The 9,614-nt window shown below is 33.7% G+C and carries 10 protein-coding genes; 5 read left to right on the forward strand and 5 right to left on the reverse strand.

Going from position 1 to position 9,614, the window contains the following annotated elements; genetic code table 11:
* From nadD to AB4Y90_RS11165, 5 genes are all read left to right on the forward strand, one after another.
* A partial coding sequence (nadD, locus tag AB4Y90_RS11145; protein WP_441557633.1) for a nicotinate (nicotinamide) nucleotide adenylyltransferase occupies positions 1-482 on the forward strand: 482 nt, incomplete at its 5' end.
* Between the two features lie 74 nt (positions 483-556).
* A complete protein-coding gene (locus AB4Y90_RS11150) occupies positions 557-895 on the forward strand; it encodes a DUF3817 domain-containing protein (protein WP_441557635.1) in 339 nt (112 codons plus the stop codon).
* A gap of 96 nt (positions 896-991) precedes the next feature.
* Positions 992-1,114, forward strand: coding sequence for a hypothetical protein (locus tag AB4Y90_RS11155; protein WP_441557636.1), 123 nt, complete (start codon positions 992-994; stop codon positions 1,112-1,114).
* A 319-nt stretch (positions 1,115-1,433) separates the two neighbouring features.
* Positions 1,434-3,680 carry a TonB-dependent receptor domain-containing protein gene (locus AB4Y90_RS11160; protein ID WP_441557638.1) on the forward strand — a complete coding sequence of 749 codons (2,247 nt, stop codon included), beginning with the start codon at positions 1,434-1,436 and terminating at the stop codon, positions 3,678-3,680.
* Between the two features lie 75 nt (positions 3,681-3,755).
* A complete protein-coding gene (locus AB4Y90_RS11165; protein WP_441557639.1) occupies positions 3,756-4,619 on the forward strand; it encodes an alpha/beta hydrolase fold domain-containing protein in 864 nt (287 codons plus the stop codon).
* Between the two features lie 312 nt (positions 4,620-4,931).
* Here the strand turns inward: AB4Y90_RS11165 and AB4Y90_RS11170 are convergent, their stop codons facing one another.
* The 5 genes from AB4Y90_RS11170 to AB4Y90_RS11190 all read right to left on the reverse strand — a co-directional run bounded on the left by AB4Y90_RS11170 (position 4,932) and on the right by AB4Y90_RS11190 (position 9,484).
* Positions 4,932-5,099, reverse strand: coding sequence for a bacteriocin-like protein (locus AB4Y90_RS11170; protein ID WP_441557640.1), 168 nt, complete (start codon positions 5,097-5,099; stop codon positions 4,932-4,934).
* Positions 5,100-5,179: 80 nt separating this feature from the next.
* Positions 5,180-6,937 (reverse strand): discoidin domain-containing protein, encoded by a 1,758-nt coding sequence (locus tag AB4Y90_RS11175; protein WP_441557641.1) that lies wholly within the window; start codon positions 6,935-6,937, stop codon positions 5,180-5,182.
* Between the two features lie 122 nt (positions 6,938-7,059).
* Positions 7,060-7,983 carry a citrulline utilization hydrolase CtlX gene (ctlX, locus tag AB4Y90_RS11180; RefSeq protein WP_441557642.1) on the reverse strand — a complete coding sequence of 308 codons (924 nt, stop codon included), beginning with the start codon at positions 7,981-7,983 and terminating at the stop codon, positions 7,060-7,062.
* Positions 7,984-8,090: 107 nt separating this feature from the next.
* On the reverse strand, positions 8,091-8,477 hold the full coding sequence (locus AB4Y90_RS11185) for a four helix bundle protein (RefSeq protein ID WP_441557644.1): 387 nt from the start codon (positions 8,475-8,477) through the stop codon (positions 8,091-8,093).
* Between the two features lie 92 nt (positions 8,478-8,569).
* Positions 8,570-9,484 (reverse strand): dimethylarginine dimethylaminohydrolase family protein, encoded by a 915-nt coding sequence (locus tag AB4Y90_RS11190; protein WP_441557646.1) that lies wholly within the window; start codon positions 9,482-9,484, stop codon positions 8,570-8,572.
* Positions 9,485-9,614: the final 130 nt, after the last annotated feature.

The raw sequence follows: 9,614 nt of genomic DNA on the forward strand, positions 1-9,614 counted from the left end.
GGTTTGTGGTGAGTCCGCAAAACCCGTTTAAAGAAAAAAAGTCACTCCTGAACGATCACAACAGGCTCGATATGGTGGAACTTGCCATCAAACATTATCCTGACATGCGTGCTTCAAATGTAGAGTTTTCTCTTCCTACACCGAGTTATACGATCGATACTTTAACATATCTTAAAGAAAAACATCCCGACTATTCTTTTAGTTTAATCATGGGTGAAGATAATCTGGGAAGTCTGCACAAATGGAAAAATTCTGATTTATTGATAAAGAACCATCATATTATTGTTTATCCCAGAGTTTTTGAAGGAAATAAAAAAGATTCGGAATATATCAACCACGAAAATATTTCGGTTGTAAAAGCGCCTGTTATCGAATTATCTGCCACAGAAATCCGCAATATGATCAAGCAGGGAAAAAACGTAAGACCGATGCTTCCGCCGGAAGTTTTTGATTATCTGGATGGAAGTAGTTTTTATAAGTAGAAATTGATAATTGATAATTGATAATTGATAATTGATAATTGATAATTGATAATTTAAATTAATTCTTTAGTTTAATGGAGTTTTTAGAAAATTTTTTCGCAAAATACGGTCAGGAAAAAGTCATTAAATGGTTTAAGCAAATCTGTTTGGCTGAAGCAATTTCATGGTTTTTCCTTTTTACAGCCATGATCTGGATCAGGGTTGATCCTGAAGGTATTTTTCCGATTGTTTACATCAGTACGATTGGTAGTATTCACGGATTTTTCTTTACACTTTATCTGCTGTTTATTCCTGCTACAAGAAAAATTTACCAATGGGATGACGAAGATTCTGTCTTCGCACTCATCGCCGCATTCTTTCCTTTTGCTACGATTTGGATTGATAAAAAACTGGCACGCTTCGATAGAGAATAAAATAAAAAAGGGCTTTTTCAAGTCCTTTTACTTTTATAATTTCATTTCTGAATATTTTAAAAATCTCATTTTACATGTCCTGTTACCGATAAGATTGTGGTAACTGATACTCCATTTACATTATCAGAAGAAGTTCCGTTTAATGTAAAATCAATACAATTATTTACAGTTCCGAACTGGCTGATCATCGACTGTTCCCTTCCATCAGAGTTGAAGTAAAAGTAACTTTTGCACGGTTAAAGAATCGAAAATAATGATTAGATTTTTCATTTTATTTTTAATTTAAATTAATCAAAAGAAAGTGAGTTTTGATAATTTTTAAAATTATTGTAACAAAACTCTTGCCTGTGTTGTCTAATTGTATAAATAGCCAAGTATAATAAAATTTAAACTTTAAATTTAATAGTTGATAATCAAGCTGTTAAATTTTATTTAAAAACATTTTTACTACTTTGTATTGCATGATACTAAATTTATTATATATCTTTGCAATGTAAAATAATAACAAATACAAGCATCTAAACTAAAAAATATAATTATGAAAACCCAGATATTCATCGCAGCACTTTTCTTAAGCGGACTTACATTTGCCCAGGAAAAAAAATCAGATTCTGTAAAAACACAAAAGATCGAAGAAGTTGTATTGAAAAAGCAGGTTTTCAAAAAGCAAAGCGACCGTTTTGTGTATGATGTTGCGGCATCTCCTGTAACTAAAGGAAATACAACGTTCGATTTACTGAAACAGACTCCTCTTCTTTCTTCTACTGATGATAAAACCCTGAAAATAGCAGGAAAAAATAACGCCCTGATCTACATCAACGGAAGAAAAACCAATATGGACGCTGAATCTTTGACGCAGCTACTGAAAAATACACCTGCAGAAAATATTCAGAAGATAGAAGTGATTACCGTTCCGGGAAGTGAATTTCAGGTAGAATCTTCCGACGGAATCATCAATATCGTAATGAAGAAAAAAATGAGCGACGGTCYTAACGGAAATATGAGAATGGCGAATTCTCAGAATAAATACAACGCCAGTTCAGCAAGTTTTTCTGCGAATTACCGTAAAGATAAACTGGGAATCAGCGCAAATTTGAATGGTGGAGAAAACATTCAGGCACAACATTATACATTAAGAAACGGTACAAACCTGATCAAAAATGAATCTGTAGGTGATATTGATGATCCAAACAAGAATCTTGGAGGATATCTTAATTTTGATTATCAGCTTAATGATAAAAGTAATCTTGCTCTTTCATGGAATRCATGGGCAAACAAAAGCTACGGCTCTACTGTAGATCTTCTGAACACGTTGCAGATGTACAACGAAGACGGAACTCTCAACAAGACAGAGCTTACAAAATCTAAAAATATTGAAAACGCCAGAAGCTACAATAATTCCCTGAACCTTAATTATGAATTGAAAACCGATTCTTTAGGTAGTAAATTAAACTTAAATGCAGCTTATCTTAATTACAGAAGGTTTCAAAATGCAGACAACAGAACTTTAGGGCAAAGAACAGATGGAAGTTTTACTCTTCCGAGACAAACGGTTTTGCAGGAAATCCCTCAGATCATCAATAACTTTTCAGGAATGGTAGACTATATTCAAAAGTTTAAAAAAGATCTTACAGTCTCTGTAGGTGGAAATTTTAACGCTACCAAAACAGATAATGATACAAAGAATTATTTCAATTATTACGACAATGACGGAGATTTGGAAAGCATAAAACCAGAGCTTAACCATTTTATTTATGATGAAAAAATCTATGGTCTTTACCTTACATTTGAAAAGAAATTCTCTGATAAATTGTCCGGAAAAGTAGGCGCAAGATATGAAATCACAAAAAGCATGGGAACTTCTGAGATTCCAAATAAGCCGATGCAGGAATTTGAAAGAAATTACAACAACCTTCTGCCTTATCTAAGCGTAAACTATGCCATCAACGATAAAAATAACATCTCTTATGCATTTTCAAGCAGAATGAGAAGACCGAGCTTCTGGGAACTGAATCCTGTAAAAAATATTTTAACGCAGGACAACTATACACAAAACAACCCTTTTGTAAAAGCTTCTACGACTTACAATCAGGAACTGACGTATATGTTTAAAAATTCTTATTTCCTGATTCTAAATCATTCATTATTTAAAGATGTTATCACGCAGGTTCCTTTACAAAGGTATGTTACAAGAGACGGTGTGCAATACAGACAGCTCGCTTACATCAGAACCAATTTTGGCGATAAGCAGGAAATGTCTGCTATGCTTGGATTGCAGAAATCTTTTTTCAAGCAATATCTTACCATGAATTTTAATGTCGGAGTACAGCATAATATCAACAACGGAAGCTTAAGCACAGATCCTACAACCGGAGAAGTTTTTGATACTTATATCAACAAAAGAAGCTCTACAAGTATTGTAGTACAAACCAACAACACGATTCGTCTAGACAAAAAGAAAACCTGGTTTTTAGGCGTTAATTATTTCTTCGTTGACAAACAACAAATTGAACTGGGTGAATTAAGAAACCTGATGAGTCTTGATTTAAGCCTTAAGAAAAACTGGAACGACTGGACTTTTGCTCTTAATGTAAATGATATACTAAATACCAACATCGTAGAAATTGAAGACTTTCAAACCAATGGAAACTACAATTACATTCACCAAAACAGGTACAACAGAGGCGGAACTTTCAGCATTACTTACAACTTCGGAAACCAGAAAGTGAAGAAAGTAAGAAACATAGAAGGTGCTTCAGACGACATCAAAAGCAGAACACGTTAACATTCAATCTTCATATATTTTATTTTGTATTGAAACCCGTCAAGAAATTGGCGGGTTTCGTTTATATTTATGATTATGAAAAAAATTCTCAAACTTTTATTCTTCCTCCTGGTTATTTTTAGCTGTAAAGAAAAAACCATTGATCTTGGCAACAGTATTTCTTTCGATATAGAAGAAAATCTTTCTTATGGTGAAAATTCTGCACAAAAGTTAGATTTTTATTTTCCGAAAAATAAAGATTCTATTAAAGGAATTTTTGTAATTGTTCACGGAGGAGGCTGGAAAGCGGGAGACAAATCTAATCTTACCTATTTCACTCTTTCAATGATGGAAAAATTTCCTGATTATGCTTTTGCAAATATAAATTACAGATTGGCAAACAACAGTTCCTTCATTCTTCCAAACCAAACTGATGATATTGACAAGGCTTTGGATTTTCTGATAAAAAAAACGGTAAAAGAAAAAATAAATCCACATTTCATTCTTCTCGGATACAGCGCAGGTGCACATTTATCGATGTTGTATAGCTATAATACACTTTTTGCTAATAAGCAAAGAACAAAAATAAAAGCTGTTGTAAATATTGTAGGACCTGCAGATTTACTTCACCCGGATTTTAAGCAATATTCTGATTACACTTTTGTTGAAAAAAACATGATTGATTTGTCAAAACCAACTCCGACAGACATTACCAATCGAGATATAGCAAATCCTGTCTATTGGATTAATAAAAATTCTCCACCAACAATATCTTTTTATGGAAGTAATGATCAGGTAATTCCGCTGTCTCAGAAGAAAATTTTAGATTCTGCTTTAAATAAGAATAAAGTTCGTAACCAATCTTATGAGTTTTCGGGAGGCCATTTAGATTGGAGCAATGAAAAAAATTCGCCGTTTTTAATTGATAAAATTTCTGAATTTTTAAAACATATTAAATAAAAAACGCTTTAAAATATTTCCAAAACGTTGCATTATTAACCATTAAGTCTAATTAAGAAGTTTAAATAGGTTAAGAATTTGCATGCAAATTTAAGGTTGCTTAAGAAATTTTATTTCATCTTAACAACACTTAACTCTTTAATAAATCTTAATGGTTCAAATAAATTAATTACCAATCAAGATATAGCAAATCCTGTCTATTGGATTGGAACAATAAAAAATTCTCCGTTTTTGATTAATAAAATTTCTGCATTTTTAAAAGAAATAAAATAAACAAAAAAGTGATCGAAATTTCTTCCGACCACTTTTTTATTAGATGTATTCTGCACAAGTACCAAAAGCTGAACACCTTCCAAATGCATTGGGACACAATGGCCATGGACATCCGTCTTCAACCCAAGGTGCTTTTACACTTCCTTTAATGTTTTTCAAATCATCTCTGGAAAGTTTTTTAACTTCCAATTTTTTTAAGTTTTTCATAATTATTATTTTTGATATTTGTTCATTAAAGTTAAACTATAATTATCAAATATTTATAATAAAAATGATTTTTTTGAAATTTATTCAGACTTTACGACTTCAGTCCTTTCTGATACGCCATTTGCATTAAACGCTTCAATCCGGAAATAATAAGAGTCTACCCGGTCTGCTCCGGTAAAAAAATATTCATTTTTTCCATACACCATAATACTCCCATACAATTTATCCGGAGATTTTCCCCAGTAAATAACGTAGCCATCGGCTTCTGAGTTTTGCTGCCATTTCATCCAGATGCTTCTTCTTTCACCATATTTTTTAGGATCAGCTCTTAACGGAACAAAGTTCTGAACTTTTGCAGGTTTTGCACCTGCTCCTTTTCCAAAAACTCTGAAACCGCTTAATGCAAACTTTCCTGTAGGCATTTTCAGGTTTTCCATTTTTAAAAATCTTGCTTCTGCCGGTTTTTCAAGCTCTACATAATCATGCGGAACGTCTTTTGTGTTTTTGCTTTTATCTACAATGACTTTCCATTTTTTACCATCATTTGAACCGAAGATTTTATACTGATGCATTTTGCCTTCAGTTTTTCCCATAAACTCTACATCCTGATCGGCATAATTGATCTGAATAGCATTAATTGTAGAAACCTCACCTAAATCTGTCTGAAACCATTCTCCGGCATTTCCGGTTTTTGCACTCCAATAGGTTTTAATATCTTCATCTACCGCATTATTAGAATGATAACCTCCCAAAGTAGAAGAAACCTGAACCGGCTTATTGTAATTTAACAACATCCAGCCTGCAAAAAGTCCTTTAGAAAAATCTTTTCCTTGTGCAAACTGCGGAAGCAAAGTCGGGTAATCACCATAAGCAGTGTTCGTGTACATTACATCATCTTTATCGAAACCTGCAGGCCAGATTCCTAATCTTCTTTCAAAATTATTTTTAGTGGAAATAAAAATTGTGGAAACGTGCCACCAGTTTTTATAATTATCTTCGAAGGTCGCACCATGACCGGCTCCTCTTGCAAAACCTCCCGGTTTATAAGAAAACGGGTTGTGCTGTTGATATTCGTAACCTTCCAGAGGATTTTTAGAAACATAAACTCCGTCAGAATATCCGCTGAATTCTGTTGCAGGAGCACCGTACTGCATGTAATATTTGTCTTTATATTTGGTTACCCAGGCTCCTTCCACAAAAGGCTGTAAGAAAACATTGTCATTATATTCGCCAAATCTTTCCCAGCCATGATCTTCCGGCTTTAATCTTAAAATAGGTTTTACAAAACCTTCAGACTGAAGATTTTTAACTTTCACTTCTGTTCCTAAAAGAGGCCATTCGTTGCTTGATCCCCAATACAAATACAATTTATTTTTATCTTCATCATAATGAAAAGCAGGATCCCAAGCTCCGACTTTCAAGGTATCAACAGCAATTTTCCAGTCGTCTTTTGTGGGATTTGTACTTTTCCAGATCGGGAAATCCTGCTCCCAAGTTGAGCCGTAAACGTATAAAGTATCTTTCATCGCCCAGACTGCAGGAGCATTAAGGTCGTGAGTATATTTGTTGTCTCTCAGGAATTTTCTTTTAATAAATTTCCAATCGAGCATATTGTCACTGTACCAATATCCTTCCTGATTAGTCGAAAAAAGAAATAGTTTTTTCTGAAAATTAACAATTACCGGATCGGCTGTTGCACGATGCTTTCCCTGGCTTGCAAAGTTTTTGAACGGAGTGTAACCGTAATCAATATTGATGGGGTTACAATAGGTTTTTTGCTGCGCATTTGAAAAAAAGCACAGCAGTATAACCATGCTCAAATATAATTTCTTACTCATAATCAAACTTTATATTTTTACAAATTTAAAGTTTTTTTAATGGTTGCTTGAGATTGAAGCATAAAAAAACTTCTGACCTCGGTTAAAGTCAGAAGTTTATAATTTGTCTAATTTAAAATACCTTATTTCCTAGGCAAGAAAACCTCAGCTAACATACAACGTGCACTTCCGCCTCCGTTCACTTCAATGGTATTTAAATCTGAATAGATGATTTCACAATATTTTTCGATATTTGAAACTTGTTCAGGTTTTAAAGAAAGATACGCAGTCTGACTCATCACCAAATACTTTTTGCCTTCTTTATTCTGCACCTGAAGCATATTTCCTGCAAACTGTTGCATCTGATCTTCAGAAATTTCGATGATTTCTTTTCCTGAATTTTTAATGGTTTCGATGACTTTGGTTCTTTCAAGTTCAGAATCAATACAGTCTAAGCAAATCACAACAAATTGATCTGCAACGCACATCATTACGTTGGTATGATAAATCGGAAGCCTTTCTTCTCCAACCGTCTGAAACGAATGAAAAACTACGGGCGTAAATCTGTATTTGGTACAAAATTCTCTGAACAAACCTTCATCTAATCTTAAAGAAACCGATCCGTAAGCAATTCTGTTATCGTGATCGAAAATCATACTTCCCGTTCCTTCCAGAAAGTGCCCCTGAATTTCCGGCAAAGACCAGTCATCAACTTCAGAAACCTCAAACCCTTGATTTTTGATACTTTCAATAATATCTTCTCTTCGCTCTACTCTTCGGTTTGCAGCGAACATCGGGTACAAAACCACTTTCCCGTCTTTGTGAAAACTCACCCAGTTGTTTGGGAAAATAGAATCCGGAGTATGAGGATCGATGGTGTCTTTTATGGTAATCACATTAATACCTTTGCTTTTCAGTTTTTCAACAAAAATTTTAAATTCTGCCAAAGCTTTTGACTGAATATCCGCATCTTTCTGTTCTACCTGAAAATAATTGTTTTCTGCCGTTTCTGCATTGTATCCAAATGCGATTGGCTCTATCATTAATACTGTATCTGTTGTCTGCATGTTTTTAAAGTTTGTGAGTAGGAGCGTCGGAGGGTTTTAGTGTTAAAAAAAATAGCGACAAGATTTGTGTATTTTTTACAAATAGTGATAATTTTCAACTTAAACTTTTATTTCCCTACAAATGAGCACCACTTTTCTGATTGATTCATCATAATCACCAACATTCCGATGATGTGATTATATTGTTTGTTTAAATTATTATATTGTTCTTCATTAATGTACTTACAAGCTAGAGCAAATTCAAGCCACGATTGGGTTTCTCTTGCTTCACCTTCAGAATCTGTAAGTTTAGCCACAAAAGATTTTTCGTATTTTCTTTTGCCCCAAGCTTCGCTGATATTTACTGAAACCGATCTAGAGGATCTTCTGATCTGATCAGTAAGTGAGTACAATTCTTCTTTTGGAAAAGTTTTAGAGAGATTATAGATTTCCATTGCTGTTTTAAAGGACTCCTGATAAACTTTAAGATCCTGATGAAATTTAATTATTGACATCTTTGTATTTTTAACTAAAATAGCAAAAATATTAACATAAAAACATCCTTTCAAGCTCTAAAACTCTACAACTCTAAGACACTCCAACACAATTAGTCTCTTACCAACGGCATTGTAGAGCACCTCAACAAGCCGCCCATTTTAGAAATCTCTCTGTAAGGAATTTCTTCTACAATCATTCCCCATTCATTTCTCAGGTGATTATTCATTCTTGTAAAAGCTTTGTCTGAAACCACAACTTCCGGAGAAATAGAGAAAATATTCGGGAACATTTCAAACATTTCTTCGTCCGTTACATGGAAACAGTTTTCTTCTCCGAAAATATCGATGATTAAATTGTAATCGCTTTCGTCTACAAAACCGTCTTTGTAAATGATGCATTTATCTTTACCAATCGGGTTGAATGTACAGTCTAAATGCAAAATTCCTTCATACGGAATTTTGTCGTTTTTCTTTAGTTCCAAATCGATAATTCTCTTCTTAGGAAAATATTCTTTAAGAATTTCGATCGCATATTCGTTAGTTCTTGCCGTTTTATAATTTCTGTAATCTTCACTGAAACAGGTTCCGATGAAAAGAAAATCGTTCCAGACAATTACATCACCGCCTTCAATATGAGCAGTTTCGGGAAGGTTGATAATTTTCCTCCAGGCTACTTCTTCAAAGACTTCTTTATAAGCTTCCTGTTCATCGGCTCTGTCGGCAATTACGTTGGAAATAATCATTTTATCGTCGATCACAAAAGCAACATCTCTTGCAAAAACCTGGTTATAATCGTTGATAATATCCGGACGGAATACCTGTACATCGTATTTCTTCAAAACCGCTTCAAAAGCATTCATCTCATTGATGATATCTGCTTCTTTCGGGTACATGTTGTGTTCTATCGTATAGTATGATTTAGCATCATAACTTTCGTCTAAAGTAGGAACACCGCCCATAGAATTGGGTTGCCCTAAAACCACCGACCTCAGTCTTCCGGTTTCGTTTTTTATATTTAATTTCATAAATAATGAGAATTAAGCAAATATAATCAAACCGATGTGATGTTGAAAGTTTTTTGTTTAATAGGATTTGTGACTATTTCAATTGCTTTTGAAGATTGCATATTCTTTAATAATTTAATCTGATTAACCT

Origin of the sequence: Chryseobacterium sp. 2TAF14, from assembly GCF_052115105.1 — a bacterium.
Classification (GTDB): domain Bacteria; phylum Bacteroidota; class Bacteroidia; order Flavobacteriales; family Weeksellaceae; genus Chryseobacterium.